Consider the following 18,648-nt stretch of genomic DNA (forward strand, 5'->3'; position numbering starts at 1 on the left):
GCATGAAGAACAGCAAAGGTTTTACCCTGATTGAACTGGTGGTGGTGATCGTTGTGCTCGGCATCCTCGCCGCCGTGGCGCTGCCGCGGTTTATCAATGTAAGCAAAGATGCCCATGAGTCGGCAGTAAACGGGGCGGGTGGCGCTCTGGCTTCGGCGGTACTGCTGGTACGTGCGCAATGGGAGGTAAACAAGGGGCGTGGAGTGGCAACCCCTAATACCAACGTGGTTGGTTTTGGCGCCGGGCAGGTCGACGTCAATGCTGCTGGGTGGCCACTAGGGATAAACGGCGCGTTGGATTGCCTGGAGCTCTGGGACGCCGTACTGCAAGGCTCCGCTCCGTCCGTTGCAGCAGCTGCGGCGGACGGTATCGATTATGTAGCCACTTCGGCCGGTACGAGCTGCACTTATACGTACCAGAAAGATGATGGCAACGACTTCATTGTCTATAACTCAGCAGATGGCGACGTAGCGACAACCTTCGTTCGCTAATATCAATAAGGGGTACGAATATGAGCAGACAACAACGTGGTTTCACCCTGATCGAGCTGATTATGGTGATCGTGATTCTGGGAATTTTGGCGGCGTTCGCGTTGCCAAGGTTTGCGGATTTGGGCGGTGAAGCTCGTCGGGCGTCTATCGATGGCGCGTTGGGGGCAACCCGTAGTGCTGTAGGTATAGTGCGCTCTGCAGCTTTGGCAAGGAATATTCAGGGAACTGCTGCGACACCAGCTAACGTCGCTATGGACGGCGTAAACATCAGCGTCGTTTTTGGCTCTCCAGAAGCTAGCGCTACTGGCATTCAGGCTGCCGCGCAGCTTTCAGCGAATGACTATACGATTGCTTTCCCGACCGCCACCACCATGACCGTTACATTGGGGACCTGCTCGTTCACCTATACCGAGGCAACTGGCGCAGCGGCGCCTGCCACGGTTGGTGCAATCGTTGATACGGACGCAGGAACTGCGGGCTGCTGAGTTGAAGCTTAGGCGGCAAGGCTTCACTCTGGTCGAGCTTATTATGGTGATGGTCATCATAGGCACCCTCGCCGCTGTGATAGGGCCGCGTTTTTTCGACAGGCAAGTCTTCGACGAACGCATGTTCTATGAAGAAAGCCTGGCGGCCGTGCGTTATGGGCAGAAGCTGGCGGTTGCCAGCGGTTGCCTGACCCAGGTCAGTCTTGGCGCAGGGGGTTACCACCTGCGCCAGGCGGCAAACTGCAATAGCGGCGCCTATAACCGAGAAGTCGTCGGGCCGGACGGCACTAGCCCGTATGCCAACCTTCAAGTACCTAATGGCGTAGCGGTTACGGCTACCAATTTCCCCGTGGTATTCGATTCCCAGGGCCGTCCGTTGGACGGCGCTGCGAGTGCCACCATTGGTACGTTCAACATAAGCGTGACGGCTGAAACCGGAATGGTGCAATGAGGGTTCTCGCCGGAAGACAGTCGGGCATGACCCTGGTCGAGCTGGTGATCACCATTGTCGTTCTCGGCATCGCTTCGGCTGCGCTCTATAGCGCCATGGCGAGTATTACCGGGCGCTCGGCCGACCCGCTTCTGCGTCAGCAGAGCCTGTCAATTGCCGAAGCCTACCTTGAAGAGATCCTGCTGCAACCCTACCTGGACCCCGCAACCCTGGCGGCATGCCAGGCCGTGCCCGGCAACCGCGCCCAGTTCAACGATGTCTGTGACTATCGCGGGCTCAATGATGCAGGGGCACGCAACTCCAGCGGCGCAGGTGTACCTGAGTTGACCAATTACCGCGTGCAGGTTGCTGTTCAGCAGTTGGCCAACTGGAACGGCGTGCCGGCCATGCGGGTGGATATAACCGTGACCGATCCCGGCAACCAGCAGTTGCTGCTCACCGGTTTTCGCACCTGTTACGGCGAGTCGAACAGCGCCGGGGTGAATCAATGCCCGTGACAGCACGCGGCTTTACCCTGGTCGAACTGGTCATGGTCATCGCCTTGGCTGGCGTGGTGGCGGTGATGATCAGCAGTGCCTTGTCGCGACCGCTGGATGGCTTTGTCGATCAGAGTCGCCGCGCCGTGCTGGTCGATCAGGCCGCCGGCGCGCTGAACCGCATGACCCGCGATGTCCGCTTAGCGATACCCAATTCATTGCGCGTGTCGGCCGATGGCCAGGCGCTGGAATTGTTGTTGATTCACAGCGCTGCTCGTTATCGGCCCAACCGTGTCGGCATCGATGGCCTGCGCTTTTCCAGCGACGCTGCCGGCAGCTGCGCCAGCACGACGGTCGGTGGCCGCTGCGATAGCGTGCAGGTGCTGGATGGTGGCTTCAACCCGGCCGGCGCTCGCTGGATGGTGCTCTACAACGTGGGCGCGGAGTCGGGCGGCAATCCGGCTCCGGGCAGCAATGTCTGGGGTTTCGCCAACCCGGGGGTCGTGACGCCTACGGGAACCACGTTCAGCCTCATCGCGGGCGCGCCCGCTGGCGAAAGCCTTATTGGTTTGGGCAACCTGCCGGCGGGCGGCTTTCGCTTCGCCTTCGCCTCGCCACAACGCCGCCTTTACCTGGCCGAAACCGTGGTGGGCTACCGCTGCCAGGGTGGGCAGCTGGTGCGCTACAGCTATAACGCTCTGCTGAACGCTATTCCCGGCTCGCCCCCCGCTGGCTCCAACCCTCAGCCCGTGGCGACCAGCGTGGCCTGCGGGCAGACCCGTTTTCTCTATCAGGCGGGCACTACCCAGCGCGCGGGATTATTGACCTTAAGCCTGAGCATTACTCAAGCGGGTGAAAACCTTCAACTTCTCCGCCAGGTGCACGTCGACAATGCGCCCTGATAAACACTTGCCTGCCCACGCTCGTGGCTTCGGGCTGGTCGCGGCGATGTTCGTGATGATCGTGATCAGCCTGGTGATCATCGCCATGACGCGCCTGTCCACTGCCCAACATGGCAGCAACAGCCTGGCCATCCAGCAGGCCCGCGCCTATCAGGCGTCGCAGGCTGGGCTGGAGTGGGGGGTTGTTCAGGCTATAAGAAATAACAGCTGTGTTGCCGCGCAGTCACCCAGCCTCGCCGGCAGCGCACTCAGTGAGTTCAGCGTAACGGTCAGCTGTGGCAGTACCAGCTATGTTGATAACAACGGTAGCCCGGTGGCGATCCTGCGTATTACGGCCGAGGCGCAAAACGGTACGCCAGGCTCTCGTCCGGATTATGCTTTCCGGCGGTTGTCCGCCGTGGTGGAACGCTTACCCTAGTCGGAGCGTCGAGTATCCGCCCGGTATTAATGTTGAGGCAGCACCTGTGATAAGTCCGCGGTTTTTCGTATTGGGATGGGGGTGGTGAGAATGGGCCTCAACGGTGGCAGACGATATCGCAGGTTTATCAACTGCGCCCGCACGATGATGTTGCTATTGGTTTGCCTGCTCATAGCGCCGAGTGTCTTTGCGGCTACTTATGCATTTCAGTCCACCAGCTACGCCTGGGAATCGGCCAATACCGATGTGGTCTGGGACCAGACGCAGACTGCGTATCCGCGTGACGACGACAAGCAGCTCATCAATATCGGGTTTACTTTCAATTTCGCCGGGGCGAACTACACCCAGGTTCGAATACATGCCAACGGTGCCCTCCAGTTTGGCGCCGATACCCAGTTCCATCGCCAGTTCACCAATACGGATTTACCGGTAGATACGGCGCCGCCCAGCTGTACGGGCTGCACATCCGGGTCTGCTGCGGACCGGCTGATGCTTGTGTATTGGGATGATATCAACCCGCGTCTAGGCGGCACGGTGCGCTATCAAACCAAGGGCACGGCTCCGAATCGTCGGTTGGTGGTCTCTTGGGAAGCCGTACCGCATTACAATTTTGGCGGCTCGTACAGCTTCCAGGTGATCCTCTACGAGCAGGGGGAGTTTGTTTATCAATACGGTACGGGCAACGCCAGCGGCGTCAGCGCAACCATTGGTACCGAGGTCAATGACAGCGATTACACGCAGTATTCCTTCGACACCAGTTACAGCTACGCTGGCACCGCTATTCGTTGGTTCAGACCATCTGGCGAACCTAACCGGTTGGCCGAGTACCGATTTGAGGAGCGCGTGCTCAACGGTACCGTTAACGAGGTGATCGACTGGTCTGGCAACGATTACTACGGCCAGGCTGTGGGCAGTGCGGCATCCGAGGCTGACGGCTACACCTGTCGTGGGGTGCGTATTCCGCGCAACACCAGCAACAGCATCAGTGCAATTAATACCAATCTGGACGTAGATGCCACTATCGGTAACAGCGGCGCTATCAGCTTCTGGTACCGCGCCGATAATGCTTGGAACACCCGGGATCATCAGTTGCTGGACGCCAGCACCCAGAACAATCGCTGGTTTTTCCTAGTCAAGCGACAGACTCGCGCCCTGCGTTTTGTAATGAGTGACAGCGCAGGCGCCAATGCCATTGCCGAAACCGCAGCGCAGAATGTCAGCGCCAATACGTGGAAGCACATCGCTGTGACGTGGCGCTTCGCAGCAGGTACCAACCAGACCGTACTTCGCATCTATGTCGACGGCACGCTCTCGGTCGTTACCCAAACAACGACGAATGGCAGCCTCGCAAGCAGCCTGGGCACGCTGTTCATCGGCGACAACCGCAGTAATGTCTCAGGCCAGAGCGGCACCTTGAACTCCGCAGAGGGAACGTTCGACAGCGTGCGGGTTTATAACTATGAAATCAGCAATGCGGATGTAGGGTTGGATATGCAGGCAACCCATCCGTGTCAGGTCTTCAACCATATCCGCATCCTGCATGACGGCGAAGGCCTGACCTGCAGTCCTGAAAGCGTTTCGCTGCAGGCCTGCGCAGATAGCTTATGCACCAATGTGTACACGGGGAGCGTCAGCACCACCCTGCAGGTCGGCGGCGTCGCAGTGGGTACGACATCGTTCACTGGCGGTACGGGATCCCTGGCATTCAATAGACGTACCGCTGGTGCGGTGGCGCTGAGCGTGGCCAATACAAGTCCGCAGACCGTCGGCGCTTTTCGCTGTCGGACCGGCGAGGGCTCGACCAGTTGCGACATCAATTTTGTCGACAGCGGTTTTGTCTTTGATGTACCCAATACGCTGGCAGCCAAACCGGTGGCAGCAACGTTGCGCGCGGTTAAAAAAGATGACAGCACCCAGGCCTGCGTGCCGGGTTTTGTTGGCGATCGTAACGTTGGGTTTACCACCAGCTATATCAGCCCAACCCTGGCCGCCAGCGCCGCGGCTGGGGTTACCGTTAATCAGCCCGTGGTGGTCAATGGAATTCCTGTCAGCCATAGCGCGACGGCCAGCCTCACTCTGACCTTTGATGAAAATGGGTCTGCTCCTCTGACGGTGCGCTACGACGATGCCGGGTCGGTGAGGCTTAATGCCAGCTATGCAGGCACCGCAGTTAATAATGATATCGGCCTGGGCATGACCGGGTCGGGGGAATTCAAGAGCCGTCCATACGGGCTCTGCCTACAGACTGGGTCGACCTGTACCCAGGCGGGTGTCAATGGCAACTGCAGTATTTTCGCAAGGGCCGGTGATAATTTCCCTCTGCGCATCAGCGCTGTGGGCTGGCAGCGCGATGGCGAGCCGCTAACTGCCGCTGAGCTATGCGCCGTTAATATTGTTACGCCAAAATTTGAGATGGCCGGTATCGGTCTGGCTTCGGCTTTGATTGAGCCGCAGGATGGCGTTCCCGGCGCGGCGAGCCCCTTAAGCTACAACCATGTGCTCGGCGCGCAGACCACAGTGAACCTGTCGTTGTCGGAAGTGGGCGTATTCCGTCTTACTGCCACACCGCCAACGACCGCGCTGGGTCGCTATCTGGGCACGGAGATTGTCGACGGCGGTAACAGTGCTTTTATCGGGCGCATCGCTCCTGCTTATCTTGGCGCAGCTGGTAGCGGGAGTTTAACGCCGAGTTGCGGCAGCGCTTTCAGCTACCAGGGGCAACCGATGAGCTTCGCGACGCCACATCAGCCGACGCTAACCGTCACAGGTTTTAACCGCCAAGGAGCGGTTACGCGGAACTACGATCGAGGTGATTTCTGGCGATTAGACACTCCTACCGTCGGTGTTTACTCGTCGATTACTGGCACGGCGGTGGACACGCGTCTAACCACATCGGGCACAGCGAGCGTTGCATCTCTGGGGGAGAACAATGGTGACGGCGCCCGCACGTATCGCTGGAGCGGGCAGCAGTTGGTATACGGTGTCCCCACAAATGCTGCTTCGGCAGCAGACTTACCGTTTATGGCGAAGGTACGGCACACGTTCTCTTCCACTGCTCTTACAGACAAGGATGGTACGTGCCAGGGCACGGCTTGCAGCGACTTCAGCTATGACTTTATCGATAGCCCCGGTAGCGAGGTGCGTCTGGGTCGTTTACGTATTGGCAATGCTCATGGCTCAGAGCTACAGGCCTTGAGCCTCCCGCTGACTATCGAGAGTTGGCAAGCGTCCGGAGTGAGCAACGGTTTTGCGCGGGAAGGTCTGGACAATTGCACCGCGACCTTCTTGGCTGCGCCATCACTAACGGGCTTCAGTGGCAATCTCGCGTCCGGCGAAACCACGGCGAACCTTAATGGCCCAACTGCGGGTGTTGGCTTTATTGGGCTGACCGCGCCGGGCACAGGCAACGATGGATCGGTACGGGCCAGCTTTTCACCTGTGCTGCCGCCTACCTGGCTTTACTACGACTGGAACGGCACTGGCCGCGAGATGGCCAGCGGCCTCGCCACTTTCGGCATTTACCGCGGCGCCACGCCGCTAATCTTCCGCCGCGAGCTGTATCGCTGAAATATGGATCGGTATGGGGCACAGCGCACCAGAAACGCCCGAGGCCGAACCGACAGTGACAGCGCGCTTCAGGCGCATGGCGCTCCGCTTGAAAAAACGGCTTGCAGCCTGCAGGCCCCGGTAATACTGCGCTGAAAACGAAAAAGGCCACCTGCGAAGGTGGCCTTTTTCGTTGGGTGTAAAAGAGGGGAATCCCCGGCCTGCCTGTACCAAGGTCCCCAAAACTGGAGTTACCTGATACTAAGCATCAGATGTGCCAGTTTTATGACCCAACGCCGTTTCCTTTATTTTGGATTTCGCAATTGCATCTGAATAAAGATGACGTTGCGTAACGGTGCCGCAAAGGTAGGTGCGCGCGGCGCGTCTGGGCCGTGCGCGCAGGCAGCGGTATGAGCGTTGGTATTGGTATGGGTTTTGGTGCGCACGGCGCACCCTACGCTGATGGCAAAAGACATTGGGCGGAGTCTTTTTATGTCGCTAAGGCTGCGGGTGTCGCTTATTGAGGGCTTACCCGTAACGTTGTAAGCGCGCTGCGCAGGGATTCCGGAATCGGGACGGGGCGGTTGCTTTGCCGGTCGACGAAAACGTGCACGAAACGTCCTGCCGCGCAGGCTTCGTTCTCGCCGGCCTTGAACACCGCGAGCTCGTATTGCACCGAACTGTTGCCCAGCTTGCCGACGCGCAGACCGATCTCGATGCGCTCGGGGAAGGCGATGGAGGCGAAGTAGTCGCAGCTCGAACTGACGACAAAACCCACCACACTGCCATTGTGGATATCCAGCCCGCCGCTCTCGATCAGGTAGGTATTCACCGCGCTGTCGAAATAGCTGTAGTAGGTGACGTTATTGACGTGGCCGTACAGGTCGTTGTCATGCCAGCGCGTGGTGATCGACTGGAAGTGCGGGTAATCGCCGCGCAGGTGCTGAGGTGGGTTCATCGGCTGTCCTTGTGTTCTGCTTTTCCGGCACTAGGCCATACAGAGTGTCGGTGATTTTGAAATGGCTTCGCGGCCAATGCTGCTTTGTAGGGCAGACATGCCGCAGGCTCGTCCGCCATCTGGGTCCTTCGTCGATTGCGCGGAAGACAAGGCTTCGCCATCTCCATCCTGCAAGGCTCGACGAGCGAGGCTCAATACGCCGCCTGATAAATCGCCAGCACCTGGGCTTCGTTCAGCTCGCGCGGGTTATTCACCAGCAGTCGCTGTTGCAGCATGGCGTCGCGGGCCAGTTGCGGCAGCATGGTTTCGGGTACTCCCGCCTCGCGCAAGCGTGTCGGCAAGCCATTGCGAGCGCTGAAGTCGGCCAGCGCGCCGATCAACTGCTCGGTCTGCGTCATCGCATCGCCGGGTTGCAGCTGCGCGCCCAGTACCAGCGGCGCCAACTCGGCATACAGCGGCGCCGCCACTTCTGCGTTGAAACCCAGCACGTGGGGTAGCACCAGGGCGTTGGACAGCCCGTGGGGAATATGAAAATGGCCACCCAACGGATAGGCCAGCGCATGCACTGCGGCCACCGGGGCGTTGGCGAACGCCTGACCCGCCAGGCACGCGCCAAGCAGCATGGCCTGGCGCGCTTCGCGGTTGCTGCCGTTGCGCACCGCCTCGTCGAGGTTGCCCGCCAGTAGCCGCAGCGCTTCGCGCGCGAGCAGATCGGACATCGGGTTCTTCTTCAGTGCGCTGGTGTAGGCCTCAATGGCGTGCACCATGGCATCGATGCCCGTCGCGGCGGTCACCGCAGGCGGCAGGCCAAGGGTCAGGTCCGCATCGAGCAAGGCCAGGTCCGGCAACAGCAGCGGCGAAACCACGCCCATCTTGGTGGTTTCGCCGGTGGTGATGATGGCGATCTGGGTCACTTCGGAACCGGTTCCCGCCGTGGTCGGCACCTGGATCAGCGGCAGGCGCTGGCCCTTGGCATTGCCGACGCCGTAGACATCCTGCAGCGTTTGCCGACAGCTCGGGTGTGCCAGCAGGGCGACCAGTTTGGCGACGTCCATCGAACTGCCGCCGCCAAAGCCGATGATCAGCTGCACCTCGAGTGCTCGCGCCTGGTTCACGGCGTTGAGCACGATGGCTTCGGGCGGGTCGGCAACCACTTGGTCGAACACCTGCACGGCTACGCCGGCAGTGGCAAAACCCGGCAATACCTCGGCCAGCAGATCAAGCTTGGTGATCCCGGGATCGGTGACGATCAACACCGATTGCGCCCCGCGCTCGGCGCACAGGGCGGCCAGCCGACGCGCCGAACCGGCTTCGCAGATGATCTGCGCGGTGGTGGCAAAGCTGAATGGGTGCATGCTTTGATCCTCTTGTTATGCGTAACCCGGAGGCAAACCGGGGAATATGCGCGAACCCGTCGCGGATCACCGCCGCCCTGGGCAGCTAGCCACGCCAGTCATTGGCTATCGCTGCGCCCACCATCAACCTGGCAAAGCGATGCGCCGCCTCAGAACGCAAAGCTCTGCTCGGGCATCGCCATCAAGCAATCCGCTCCACCCAGCAGCGCCTCGCGATGTCCGCTGGCCCGCGGCAGCACACGGCGCAGATAGAACTGCGCGCTGTGCAGCTTGGCCTGATAGAACGCCGCCTCGCCGCTGCCGGCTTCCAGTGCATCCTGCGCCCGTGCGGCGGCTTGTAGCCAGAAACCCGCCAGCAATACATAAGCCGAATACTGCAGAAAGTCGACCGAAGTGGCGCCAATCTCCTGCGGGTCGCGTTGGCTGGCGGCAAGCACCTCGGCGCTTAGCTCGCGCCATTCGCCAAGGCGCGCCTGCACGGTACTGGCGAGCTCGGCCAGCGCCGGGCGAGCTGCCTGCTGGTCGCACAGCTGGCTGAACTCAGCCTGCAGTGCAGCGAGTTCGGCGCCGCCGTCGCCCAGTACCTTGCGGCGGATGTAGTCCAGCGCCTGAATGCCATTAGTGCCCTCGTAAAGCTGGGTAATCCGGCTGTCGCGCATCAGTTGCTCGATGCCCCATTCGCGGATGTACCCGTGGCCGCCATACACCTGCACCGCGTGGCTGGCGACTTCCTGACCCATGTCGGTGAAGAACGCCTTGACGATCGGGATTAGCAGCGCGGCGCGCTTACCTGCCGCTTTGCGTGCGGCGGCATCCGGATGAGCGTGCTCCAAGTCGAGCTGGCGCGCGCAGTAGGCGGCGAGCATGCGGCTGCCTTCGACCAGGGTTTTCTGGGTCAGCAGCATGCGGCGCACATCGGGGTGGACGATGATCGGGTCGGCGGCTTTCTGCGGCTCGGCCGCGCCGGTCAGCGCGCGTGACTGCAAACGCTCGCGGGCATAGCGCAGGGCGCCCTGAAACGCCGCTTCGGCAATCCCGAGACCTTGCAGACCGACCTGGAAGCGCGCGTCGTTCATCATGGTGAACATGCACGCCAGGCCCTGATTCGCCTCGCCGACCAGCCAGCCGGTGGCGCCGTCGAAGTTCATCACGCAGGTGGCCGCGCCTTTGATGCCCATCTTGTGTTCGATGGCGCCGCAGCTCAGCGCGTTGCGCGTACCTGGCTCGCCGTCGGCGGTGGCGATGAATTTCGGCACCAGCAGCAGGCTGATGCCTTTGACCCCCGCGGGGGCGTCGGGCAGGCGCGCCAGCACCAGGTGAACGATGTTCTCGCTCATGTCCTGTTCGCCGCCGCTGATGAAAATCTTGCTGCCGCTGACCCGGTAGCTGCCGTCCGCCTGGGGTTCGGCGCGGGTGCGCAGGAGCGCCAGGTCGGTGCCGGCCTGGGGTTCGGTCAGGCACATGGTGCCAGCCCATTGGCCGCTTACCAGCTTCGCCAGGTATGCATCCTTGAGCGCCTCGCTGCCATGCTTGTAGAGCGCCAGAACGGCGCCTTCGGTCAGCCCGGAATACACGCGAAACGACAGGCTGGCGCCCATCAGCATCTCGTGGAAATTGCATGCCAGCAGCTGCGGCAGGCCCTGGCCGCCATACTCGCTTGGACCGGTCATGCTCGCCCAGCCGTTGTCGACATATTGCCGATAGGCCTCGGCAAAGCCGTCGGGGGTGGTCACCTGACCGTCGCGCAGGGTCACGCCCTGTTCGTCGCTGTTGCGGTTGAGCGGGGCGACCACGCCAGCGGCGTAGCGGGCACCTTCTTCAAGCACGCCATCGATCAGTTCGCGGTCCAGGCCGTGGCCCAGCAGCTCGCAGTGGGCGCTCACGTCGAACAGTTCGTGCAGGACGAAGCGCATGTCGCGCAGTGGGGCTTGATAACTCATACGGCTTGCTCCTGAACGTCGGCGAAGCGCTTGCCTTCGGCGGCGAGTTTCTCGATCAGTTTTGCGGGCTGCCAATGGGAGCCGAACAGCCCTTGCAGAGTATTCAGGCGTTGCTGGATTGCCGCCACGCCCTGACTGTCCGCCCAGCTCATGGGCCCACCCTGGGCCGCCGGGAAGCCGTAGCCGTTGAGGTAGACCAGGTCGATGTCGTGGCTGTTGGCGGCGATGCCTTCTTCGAGGATTTTCGCGCCCTCGTTGACCAGCGCCAGCAGGCAGCGCTCGAGGATTTCCTCGTTGCCGATTTCGCGGCGGCTGAATCCCAGCCCATGGGAAACCTCCTGCACCAGGGCATCCACTTCAGGGTCATGTTCGGCCTGGCGGCTGCCTTCAGCGTAGCGGTAATATCCCATGCGCGATTTCTGACCGAAACGACCAAGCTCGCACAGGCGGTTGTCGACCTGCACCGTTGGCTCGTCCTGGCCCTTGCCGGCCAGCTCGCGGGCGCGCCATTCCAGGTCGATGCCGACCACGTCGTACATGCGGAACGGGCCCATGGCGAAACCGAATGCCTGCAACGCGGCGTCGACCTGGTGCGGGTAAGCGCCTTCGAGCAGCAGCATGCGTGCTTCGCGTACGTAAGTGGCGAGCATGCGGTTGCCGATAAAGCCATCGCAGTTGCCTGCCACCACACTGACCTTGCCGATGCGCTGGCCGAGGGCGACGGCGGCATCCAGTACGGCGGCCGAGGTCTTGGCGCCGCGAACGATTTCCAGCAGCTTCATGATGTGCGCCGGGCTGAAGAAATGCAGGCCCAGTACCTGTTGTGGGCGGCTGGTGACGGCGGCGATGGCGTCGATATCCAGCGCCGACGTGTTGCTAGCGAGAATCGCGGCGGGCTTCAGAATGCTGTCCAGGGTGCGGAAGATCTGCTGCTTGAGCTCCAGGTTCTCGTACACCGCCTCGATCACCAGGTCGGCGTCGGCCAGGGCCGGGTAATCCGCCACCGGAGTGATACAGGCCAAGCGCGCTGCTGCCTGTTCTTCGCTGATGCGGCCGAGCTTGACGTTATGCGCGTTGGTATCGGCAACCACCGTGATCGCCTGCTCGAGCATGCTCGGGTTGTTGTCCAGCCACAGCACGCGAATGCCAGCGTTGGCCAGGCTCATGACGATGCCGCGACCCATGGTGCCGGCGCCGATCACGGCAGCGAGTTGAAGGTTGAAAGCAGCGTGGCTCATGGTGGTGCCTCATATGCCAAAAGAAATTTCGCCCACCACCATAAGCAAGACGCTACTATTTTTGAAATTTAGTCTTGTGATACTTCGTATTTAGCTCGTGAATATAGATCGGCGTTCGGCACTCGATATGGGGTGCCTGATCGGCTCACGGGCGCCAAGGAGCAAGCGATGGGCGTGCACCCCAACTTCGACCTGAACCTGCTGCGGGTATTCGATGCATTGATGCGTGAGCAGAATGTCTCGCGCGCCGCCGAACGGCTGGCGCTCAGCCAGCCGGCGGTGAGCAATGCGCTGAGCCGGCTGCGCGAGTTGCTTGGCGATCCATTGCTGGTGCGTGTGGGTCGCAGCATGCAGCCGACGCCGCGGGCGCTGGGGCTGGAAGCGCCGATCCGCGCGGCATTGCAGCAGATCGAGCAGAGCTTGAATGCGGGCGAGGTCTTCGAGCCGGCGACCAGCCGCCAGCGCTTCAGCATTGCGGTCACCGATTACGTCGAGCTGATCTGCATGCCGCGACTGATCGATCACCTCAGCCGCGAAGCGCCGGGCATCCGCCTCGACATCCGTCACCTCAGCCCGAGTTTGCCGGCGGATGCCTTGGACAAGGGCGAGCTGGACCTGGTGCTGGGGCGCTTCGAGGCCATCCCCGCGCGTTTTTCTCGTCGCCACTGGATGAGCGAGACGCTGCAACTGGCGCTGCGGCGCGAACACCCACTGGTGCGCGGCGATGTCGATCTGGATACGTTTCTGCGCCTGCGTCACCTGTGGGTGCACGGCGGACAGACGCGCGGCATGGTCGATCAGTGGCTTGGCGAGCAGGGCTTGTGTCGGGACATCCTCTACACCACGCCCAATTACCTGCAAGCGGCGCATATCGTCGCCGGCAGCGAATTGGTGGCGGTGTTGCCGCGCGAGCTGGCGCGCCACTTCGCCGCGCTGCTGCCGCTGCAGCTGGTCGACCTGCCATTTGAACTGGGGCCGTTTCATCTGGAGATCGTCAGCCTGGCGCAGCGTCAGCGCGATGCGGCGCTGCAATGGCTGATCGAGCAGATCGCTGCACTCGGTGGGACTGACGCGGTTTGATTAAGCGGGCCGCCACCCCGGTCGGGTTTGCCTAGATCGCGGCGTAATCGGCCGTCTGGCTGGTCGGTGCCGATGCACCCTGGCCCCATAACAGCCCATCGCTGATCAGCATGCCGTGCATGACCAGGTAGCGCTTGCGGCCGTTTTGCAGGGTGAGGGGCGTGCGGTCGACGATTGCCCAGCCTTTGCTGAGTAACGAGTCGATATGCGAACGCAGAGCGGGCAGATAACGTTGTTCTTGCACGGTCGAGTCCTTTCTTTCTTATTGGCTTTTTATCGGCATAGCGCCTGCGCAGGGGGACGACGCGGTCATCCGTGATGCGTGTCACATACGATAGTGGCGTTATGCCTTGTTGGAAAGCCGCAACCTTGTAGCCGATGATCGTCAGAACACTATGGCGTTTGGCTTACAGCGCCTGCTCGGGATTCGCCGCCTGGCTGTTCGCGCTCGGTTGCGGCGAGCTGAACTCCAGGTAGCCGTCCTCGACCTTGCCGTAGCGCAGCAGCGCCAGGTCGAACAGGTAGTTCTGATACAGCTTCCAGGGCGCGCGGTCGCCTTGCTTGGGCATCTTGTCGGCGGCACGCAGGATGTAGCCGGACGCTAGGTCGAGAAACGGCGCGTCTTTCACCTGCCGGCTGTGGTCGCGGGGCGTGCACTGGCGCATGCCGATGGCGTCCATGTGGTTGATCAGGCGGCAGACGTATTCACTGGAAAGGTCGGCCTTGAGCGTCCAGCTGGCGTTGGTGTAGCCCAGCACCGCGGCGGCGTTGGGAAGATCGCGCAGCATGATGCCGCGGTAACCCATGCTGCTGGAGGCATCGAATGGCTGGCCATCCACCGCGACCTCGATGCCGCCGAACAGCTGCAGCTCCAGGCCGGTGGCGCTGATGATCACGTCCGCCGTGAGCACCTCGCCCGACTGCAGGCGGATGCCGGTTTCGGTGAAGCTGTCTATCGCCTCGGTCACCACCGCCGCCTTACCCTCGCGCAGCACGCGAAACAGATCGCCATCCGGCACCACGCACACCCGCTCGTCCCAGGGTTTGTAGTGCGGGCTGAAGTGGCGCATGTCGATGCCTTCGCCAAGCTGACGGCGAGCCTGACCGAGCAGCAGCTTGCGCACCAGCGTCGGCCTTGCCCTGGCGAGTTTGTAGAAAGCCATCTGCAAGGTCACGTTGCGCGTGCGTGCAAGTCGGTACACCAGCTTGGCGGGTAGAAAGCGGCGGAGGAAATTGCTCAGCTTGTCGCGCTGCGGCAGGCTCACCACGTAACTGGGCGAGCGTTGCAGCATGGTCACGTGACTGGCCTTGCCCGCGAGCGCCGGCACCAGGGTGACCGCCGTGGCACCGCTGCCGATCACCACCACGCGCTTGCCGCTGCAGTCGAGGTCGTCGGGCCAGTGCTGAGGGTGAACGAAGTCGCCCTGGAAGCGCTCGCGGCCAGGAAATTCCGGGGTGTAGCCGGCTTCGTAGCGGTAGTAGCCGGTGCACATCAGCAGGAAGTCGCAGCTTAGCGTCAGCGGCGCGGGGTCGTCGCCGCGCTGCACCTGCAGGGTCCAGCGCGCCGTTGCGCTGCACCAGTCGGCGGCGAGCACGCGGTGGCGAAAACGGATCTTGCGGTCGATGCCGTACTCGCGTGCGGTGTCTTCGATATAGCGGCGAATCGACGGGCCGTCGGCAATCGCCTGGGGGTCGGTCCAGGGCTTGAAGTTGTAGCCAAGGGTGAACATGTCCGAGTCGGAACGGATACCCGGGTAGCGAAACAGGTCCCAGGTGCCGCCCATCGCCGCCCGACCTTCGAGCACGGCGAAGTCTTTCTGCGGGCATTGCTTGCTCAGGTGGCAGGCCGCGCCGATGCCGGAAAGACCGGCGCCGATGATCACTACATGCAGATGTTCCGCAGCCATGCCGACTCCTGTTTTCTTCTTCTTGTTGTAGTTGTTGGGCGCATTGCCGACGGCGTCGGTCGGCGCGCCTGTCAGAGTCGCCGCAAACGCGGCCGTTGTCATCCATTCGTGCTGCGGCGCTGGTTTAAACTGCGCGCCCGCCGACCTCGCCTGAAGGGACCATGAACGCCGCAGCCATTGCCACCTTGCACCGCCATTTGCTGGATGCCCTGAGTGTCGCCCCCGATGAGGCGCGTCGCCTGTTTCATGGCCGTGGCCAGTGCTGGGCGGGGCTTGAGCAGGTCACCGTCGACTGGCTGCAGGGCGTGTTGCTGGTGGCGCTGTTCCGCGAGCCGGAGGTGGTGGAACTGGAACAGCTCACGCGCATGCTGACGGACCTTGCGGCATCCCCGCTATGGCAGCAGCGTCAAGCTCAAGGTCTATTGCTGCATCACCGTTACCGGGCGGACAGCACCAGCGAGTGGTTGGCCGGCGGGCCCGTGGAGCAGTGGCTGGTCGACGAGCATGGCCTGCGCTTCAAGCTCGACCTGGGCAGCAAACAGAACAGCGGTCTGTTTCTCGACATGCGCCACGGCCGCCAGTGGGTGCAGGCCAATGCCGAGTGCAAGCGGGTGCTCAACCTGTTCGCCTATACCTGCGGCTTTTCAGTTGCAGCCATCGCCGGTGGCGCACGGCAAGTGGTCAACCTCGACATGGCCAAGGCCGCGCTGAGTCGCGGCCGCGACAACCATCGCCTCAACGGGCACGATCTGAGTCGAGTGAGTTTTCTCGGCCACGAGCTGTTCAAGTCCTGGGGTAAAGTCAGGAAGTACGGCCCGTATGATCTGATCATCATCGACCCGCCGTCCTTCCAGAAGGGCAGCTTCGTCCTCACCCAGGATTACCAGAAGGTGCTGCGCCGCCTGCCCGAATTACTGAGTGAGCAGGGTCAGGTGCTGGCCTGCTTCAACGACCCGCTGATCGGCCCGGACTTTCTTCTCGACGGGGTTGCCCGCGAGGCGCCAGGCCTGCGTTTCGTCGAGCGGCTGAGCAATCCGCCGGAGTTCGCCGATGTCGACCCGAACGGCGGACTCAAGGCACTGCTGTTTCGCCTCGGGTAGCCAGTTCGGCGAGACGGCGCTGCATGGGGTGTTTCTGCAGCCAAAGGTGAACTTAGCCACAGCGGGAAAATCCGATGCTGCGTAGGATTCACCACCCCGTGCACAAGGATGTCCGCCATGGCCAAACCCGCCGCCCGCCTCAGCGACAAGAACGCCTGCCCGCTTCCCGGTCATGGCACCAACCCGACCACCAGCGGGTCCCCCAACGTCCTGATCAATAACCTGCCCACCCTGAGGGTCGGCGATAGCAGCGCCTGTGGCGATGCAGTCACCGAGGGCATCGGCAGTATCTTGATCAATGGCCAGCCCATCGCATTTCTCGGCAGTGCGACCGCCCATGGCGGGATCATCGTCACTGGCTCGGGCGACGTTCTGGTCGGTACCCAGGCCGGCAGCGCGCCCTTCGTCGCACCGCAAATTCTACCCAGACACAGTGAGCAGTATCAGCTCGTCGACGAGAGCAGCGGCCAGCCAGCCGAAGATATTCTCTATTGCGTGGAATGCGGCGATGGCCAGCGTTTCATCGGCTACACCAACAGCTATGGCAACACCGAGCGGGTGTTTACCAGCGATCCGCAGTCGGTGGTGGTGCGCTGGGGCCGTGAGGCCGCCAGCTACCTCAAGCAGAAGGGCATCAGCTTCTAAGGACGGACGCAATGACAACGCCACACCAGGGCAAGACCAGCGCAGAGCACGCGATCAAGCAGATTCCGGTTTCCCTGCAACGCGATTTCATCACCGTGGTCGGTGCGTCGCACATGACCATGATGGAAACCCTGCGTGGGCAGAAGGGCAACAAGATGCGCTTTATCAATCAGGGCATCCGGCAGATCCGCGCCTACCCACCGGCCACGGCCAATGACTCCACGCAGCGGATTTTTCTGATCTTCATCGAGGATTACGAGCGCAAGCTGCTCGACGCGGTGAAAGGCGTGGTCGAGGGCTACGGCGCCACGTACCGCGAGCTGGATTCGATTTCGCAGCTGCTCGACTTCATCAACCAGCGGGTGAGCAAGAAGCGCGAGATAAAACAGCTCGACGTGTTTGCCCATGGTCTGGTTGGCACGATCGAGTTCGGCTACGAACTGGATAAGGTGGACAGCTACCGCCTGCGCGATGCCCAAGCGCGGATGCTCAAGCCCGAGGCGTTCGATCTCGCCGGCAAGATCTATTCATACGCCTGCCGCACCGGTCTCGGCATTCACGCCGACGTGCACGTCAATGAAGGTGAAGACCCGCAGTACGAGAAAAGCCTAGCGCAACTGATCGCCAATACCACCGAGACTCCGGTCTGGGCATTTCCCCGGCGCAGCAATTACGACCAGACCTATGGCAATTCCGATGACCGGGGAGCGCTGTCCGGCGCGCGGGAACGAATCACAGCCGATGCCGATGCCATGCGGCGTTATCGGCGGCAGGCAACCGAGTATCAGAAGCGCCTGGCCGCCCACCGGCTGGCAACCAAGGACAAGGGCGCGCAATTGCCCAACGAATCCGCTCCGCGACAACCGCGCAAGACCGCCAGCGCGCACGACGAAACCATTGCGCGGCATGCCAAGAGTCGCGATGAATACGAGCAAACCATCGGTTATCCGCTCGATGGCGAAGGCGCTTTACGCCCGGTGCGGGCCGGCGACTCGCCAACGGGCGTTCCTGCGACGCTGCGCGAGTACAAGCCACTATGAGTGGCCTGAGGCTGGATAAATCATTGTTATGGACGCTTGCCCTGCTCGCGGCCACCGCCATCGCCGGGCTTAACCTGAATGCCAAGGAGGGCGAGATGCCCAAGAAAATCATGATGTATTACGGTGGTTTCGAAATCGAAGAGATGTTCGACGCCACCCAGTGGTTCGCCAGCGGCATGTATAGGCCGCGCACTATCGAAGCAGACGGAAGCGCGAGCAAGGTCACCCTGCTGCGCAGCAAACCCGCGCCCTTTAAACCGGAACACCTGAACGAACTGCCTTATGTGGCAGCGGGAGCGCTGGACGAAAAGCTTGAAGAAGCCGATCTAGACGAGTTTTTAATGAACCCGCCGGCCTTGAACAAGCGCATACGCTATGCGTATAGCGCGTTTGCCGAACCCAACAAGCCAGAGGATTACTACCACCTCTTTCTGGAGTTAGGCGGAAAACGTTATGCGGTTACATTCTCCCGTGATGCGCAGACGGGCGACATTCTCCCGGTGAGTTCGGCCAAAGAAGTCATCGACGGTAGCCCCGCCCATGCCGAATTCCTCAAGGTATTTGCCGAGATCGAAGCAGCCGAACGCGAGGCGCCCTAAGCGCATGCATCGTCTTC

The 18,648-nt window shown here is 61.7% G+C and carries 18 protein-coding genes; 12 read left to right on the top strand and 6 right to left on the bottom strand.

Annotation, left to right across the window (positions count from 1 at the left end):
* Positions 1-2 precede the first annotated feature (2 nt).
* The 7 genes from ACX0MV_RS02520 (at position 3) to ACX0MV_RS02550 (ending at position 6,790) form a co-directional block, all read left to right on the top strand.
* Positions 3-491 carry a prepilin-type N-terminal cleavage/methylation domain-containing protein gene (locus ACX0MV_RS02520; RefSeq protein ID WP_458980919.1) on the top strand — a complete coding sequence of 163 codons (489 nt, stop codon included), beginning with the start codon at positions 3-5 and terminating at the stop codon, positions 489-491.
* A 20-nt stretch (positions 492-511) separates the two neighbouring features.
* Entirely contained in the window at positions 512-976 is a 465-nt protein-coding gene (locus ACX0MV_RS02525) for a prepilin-type N-terminal cleavage/methylation domain-containing protein (protein ID WP_458980920.1), read from the top strand.
* Positions 936-1,427, top strand: a complete 492-nt coding sequence (locus tag ACX0MV_RS02530) for a prepilin-type N-terminal cleavage/methylation domain-containing protein (protein WP_458980921.1) — start codon at positions 936-938, stop codon at positions 1,425-1,427. Before ACX0MV_RS02525 ends, ACX0MV_RS02530 begins: the two co-directional genes overlap by 41 nt.
* Complete coding sequence (locus tag ACX0MV_RS02535) at positions 1,424-1,924, top strand: type IV pilus modification PilV family protein (RefSeq protein ID WP_458980922.1); 501 nt, start codon at positions 1,424-1,426, stop codon at positions 1,922-1,924. Before ACX0MV_RS02530 ends, ACX0MV_RS02535 begins: the two co-directional genes overlap by 4 nt.
* Positions 1,915-2,805, top strand: a complete 891-nt coding sequence (locus ACX0MV_RS02540) for a PulJ/GspJ family protein (RefSeq protein ID WP_458980923.1) — start codon at positions 1,915-1,917, stop codon at positions 2,803-2,805. The genes ACX0MV_RS02535 and ACX0MV_RS02540 overlap by 10 nt, the downstream gene beginning before the upstream one ends.
* The gene (locus tag ACX0MV_RS02545) at positions 2,795-3,223 is read left to right on the top strand and encodes a hypothetical protein (RefSeq protein WP_458980924.1); all 429 of its coding nucleotides are present in this window, start codon (positions 2,795-2,797) and stop codon (positions 3,221-3,223) included. The genes ACX0MV_RS02540 and ACX0MV_RS02545 overlap by 11 nt, the downstream gene beginning before the upstream one ends.
* Positions 3,224-3,313: 90 nt before the next feature.
* The gene (locus ACX0MV_RS02550) at positions 3,314-6,790 is read left to right on the top strand and encodes a DUF6701 domain-containing protein (RefSeq protein ID WP_458980925.1); all 3,477 of its coding nucleotides are present in this window, start codon (positions 3,314-3,316) and stop codon (positions 6,788-6,790) included.
* A 496-nt stretch (positions 6,791-7,286) separates the two neighbouring features.
* Here ACX0MV_RS02550 and ACX0MV_RS02555 read toward each other — a convergent pair whose 3' ends face one another.
* From ACX0MV_RS02555 to ACX0MV_RS02570, 4 genes are all read right to left on the bottom strand, one after another.
* Positions 7,287-7,727 carry an acyl-CoA thioesterase gene (locus ACX0MV_RS02555; RefSeq protein WP_458980926.1) on the bottom strand — a complete coding sequence of 147 codons (441 nt, stop codon included), beginning with the start codon at positions 7,725-7,727 and terminating at the stop codon, positions 7,287-7,289.
* A 191-nt stretch (positions 7,728-7,918) separates the two neighbouring features.
* Positions 7,919-9,082, bottom strand: coding sequence for an iron-containing alcohol dehydrogenase (locus tag ACX0MV_RS02560; RefSeq protein ID WP_458980927.1), 1,164 nt, complete (start codon positions 9,080-9,082; stop codon positions 7,919-7,921).
* A 149-nt stretch (positions 9,083-9,231) separates the two neighbouring features.
* Entirely contained in the window at positions 9,232-11,022 is a 1,791-nt protein-coding gene (locus tag ACX0MV_RS02565; protein ID WP_458980928.1) for an acyl-CoA dehydrogenase C-terminal domain-containing protein, read from the bottom strand.
* The gene (locus ACX0MV_RS02570; RefSeq protein WP_458980929.1) at positions 11,019-12,260 is read right to left on the bottom strand and encodes a 3-hydroxyacyl-CoA dehydrogenase; all 1,242 of its coding nucleotides are present in this window, start codon (positions 12,258-12,260) and stop codon (positions 11,019-11,021) included. Before ACX0MV_RS02570 ends, ACX0MV_RS02565 begins: the two co-directional genes overlap by 4 nt.
* A 168-nt stretch (positions 12,261-12,428) precedes the next feature.
* On the opposite strand from ACX0MV_RS02570, the gene ACX0MV_RS02575 reads away from it, so the two are divergent.
* The gene (locus tag ACX0MV_RS02575) at positions 12,429-13,340 is read left to right on the top strand and encodes a LysR family transcriptional regulator (RefSeq protein WP_458980930.1); all 912 of its coding nucleotides are present in this window, start codon (positions 12,429-12,431) and stop codon (positions 13,338-13,340) included.
* A 31-nt stretch (positions 13,341-13,371) separates the two neighbouring features.
* On the opposite strand, the gene ACX0MV_RS02580 is transcribed toward ACX0MV_RS02575, so the two are convergent.
* Both ACX0MV_RS02580 and ACX0MV_RS02585 read right to left on the bottom strand, forming a co-directional pair.
* Positions 13,372-13,584 carry a hypothetical protein gene (locus tag ACX0MV_RS02580; RefSeq protein ID WP_458980931.1) on the bottom strand — a complete coding sequence of 71 codons (213 nt, stop codon included), beginning with the start codon at positions 13,582-13,584 and terminating at the stop codon, positions 13,372-13,374.
* Between the two features lie 163 nt (positions 13,585-13,747).
* Positions 13,748-15,247 (bottom strand): flavin-containing monooxygenase, encoded by a 1,500-nt coding sequence (locus ACX0MV_RS02585; RefSeq protein WP_458980932.1) that lies wholly within the window; start codon positions 15,245-15,247, stop codon positions 13,748-13,750.
* Positions 15,248-15,408: 161 nt separating this feature from the next.
* Here ACX0MV_RS02585 and ACX0MV_RS02590 point away from each other — a divergent pair, with 161 nt between their 5' ends.
* From ACX0MV_RS02590 to ACX0MV_RS02605, 4 genes are all read left to right on the top strand, one after another.
* Positions 15,409-16,347 carry a class I SAM-dependent methyltransferase gene (locus ACX0MV_RS02590; protein WP_458980933.1) on the top strand — a complete coding sequence of 313 codons (939 nt, stop codon included), beginning with the start codon at positions 15,409-15,411 and terminating at the stop codon, positions 16,345-16,347.
* 117 nt (positions 16,348-16,464) lie between these two features.
* Positions 16,465-16,992 (top strand): PAAR domain-containing protein, encoded by a 528-nt coding sequence (locus tag ACX0MV_RS02595; protein WP_458980934.1) that lies wholly within the window; start codon positions 16,465-16,467, stop codon positions 16,990-16,992.
* Between the two features lie 11 nt (positions 16,993-17,003).
* Positions 17,004-18,032, top strand: a complete 1,029-nt coding sequence (locus ACX0MV_RS02600; protein ID WP_458980935.1) for a hypothetical protein — start codon at positions 17,004-17,006, stop codon at positions 18,030-18,032.
* Positions 18,029-18,631, top strand: coding sequence for a hypothetical protein (locus tag ACX0MV_RS02605; protein WP_458980936.1), 603 nt, complete (start codon positions 18,029-18,031; stop codon positions 18,629-18,631). Before ACX0MV_RS02600 ends, ACX0MV_RS02605 begins: the two co-directional genes overlap by 4 nt.
* Positions 18,632-18,648 lie beyond the last annotated feature (17 nt).

The sequence above is a fragment of the Pseudomonas cistanchae genome (assembly GCF_054483635.1).

Excerpts from the sequence above, each read along its gene's own strand:
- ACX0MV_RS02575 (WP_458980930.1), top strand. The coding sequence starts at position 12,429 with ATGGGCGTGCACCCCAACTTCGACCTGAACCTGCTGCGGGTATTCGAT.
- ACX0MV_RS02535 (WP_458980922.1), top strand. The coding sequence starts at position 1,424 with ATGAGGGTTCTCGCCGGAAGACAGTCGGGCATGACCCTGGTCGAGCTG.
- ACX0MV_RS02560 (WP_458980927.1), bottom strand. The coding sequence starts at position 9,082 with ATGCACCCATTCAGCTTTGCCACCACCGCGCAGATCATCTGCGAAGCC.
- ACX0MV_RS02555 (WP_458980926.1), bottom strand. The coding sequence starts at position 7,727 with ATGAACCCACCTCAGCACCTGCGCGGCGATTACCCGCACTTCCAGTCG.
- ACX0MV_RS02565 (WP_458980928.1), bottom strand. The coding sequence starts at position 11,022 with ATGAGTTATCAAGCCCCACTGCGCGACATGCGCTTCGTCCTGCACGAA.
- ACX0MV_RS02525 (WP_458980920.1), top strand. The coding sequence starts at position 512 with ATGAGCAGACAACAACGTGGTTTCACCCTGATCGAGCTGATTATGGTG.
- ACX0MV_RS02570 (WP_458980929.1), bottom strand. The coding sequence starts at position 12,260 with ATGAGCCACGCTGCTTTCAACCTTCAACTCGCTGCCGTGATCGGCGCC.
- ACX0MV_RS02540 (WP_458980923.1), top strand. The coding sequence starts at position 1,915 with ATGCCCGTGACAGCACGCGGCTTTACCCTGGTCGAACTGGTCATGGTC.
- ACX0MV_RS02585 (WP_458980932.1), bottom strand. The coding sequence starts at position 15,247 with ATGGCTGCGGAACATCTGCATGTAGTGATCATCGGCGCCGGTCTTTCC.
- ACX0MV_RS02545 (WP_458980924.1), top strand. The coding sequence starts at position 2,795 with ATGCGCCCTGATAAACACTTGCCTGCCCACGCTCGTGGCTTCGGGCTG.
- ACX0MV_RS02600 (WP_458980935.1), top strand. The coding sequence starts at position 17,004 with ATGACAACGCCACACCAGGGCAAGACCAGCGCAGAGCACGCGATCAAG.
- ACX0MV_RS02550 (WP_458980925.1), top strand. The coding sequence starts at position 3,314 with ATGGGCCTCAACGGTGGCAGACGATATCGCAGGTTTATCAACTGCGCC.
- ACX0MV_RS02520 (WP_458980919.1), top strand. The coding sequence starts at position 3 with ATGAAGAACAGCAAAGGTTTTACCCTGATTGAACTGGTGGTGGTGATC.
- ACX0MV_RS02595 (WP_458980934.1), top strand. The coding sequence starts at position 16,465 with ATGGCCAAACCCGCCGCCCGCCTCAGCGACAAGAACGCCTGCCCGCTT.
- ACX0MV_RS02590 (WP_458980933.1), top strand. The coding sequence starts at position 15,409 with ATGAACGCCGCAGCCATTGCCACCTTGCACCGCCATTTGCTGGATGCC.
- ACX0MV_RS02605 (WP_458980936.1), top strand. The coding sequence starts at position 18,029 with ATGAGTGGCCTGAGGCTGGATAAATCATTGTTATGGACGCTTGCCCTG.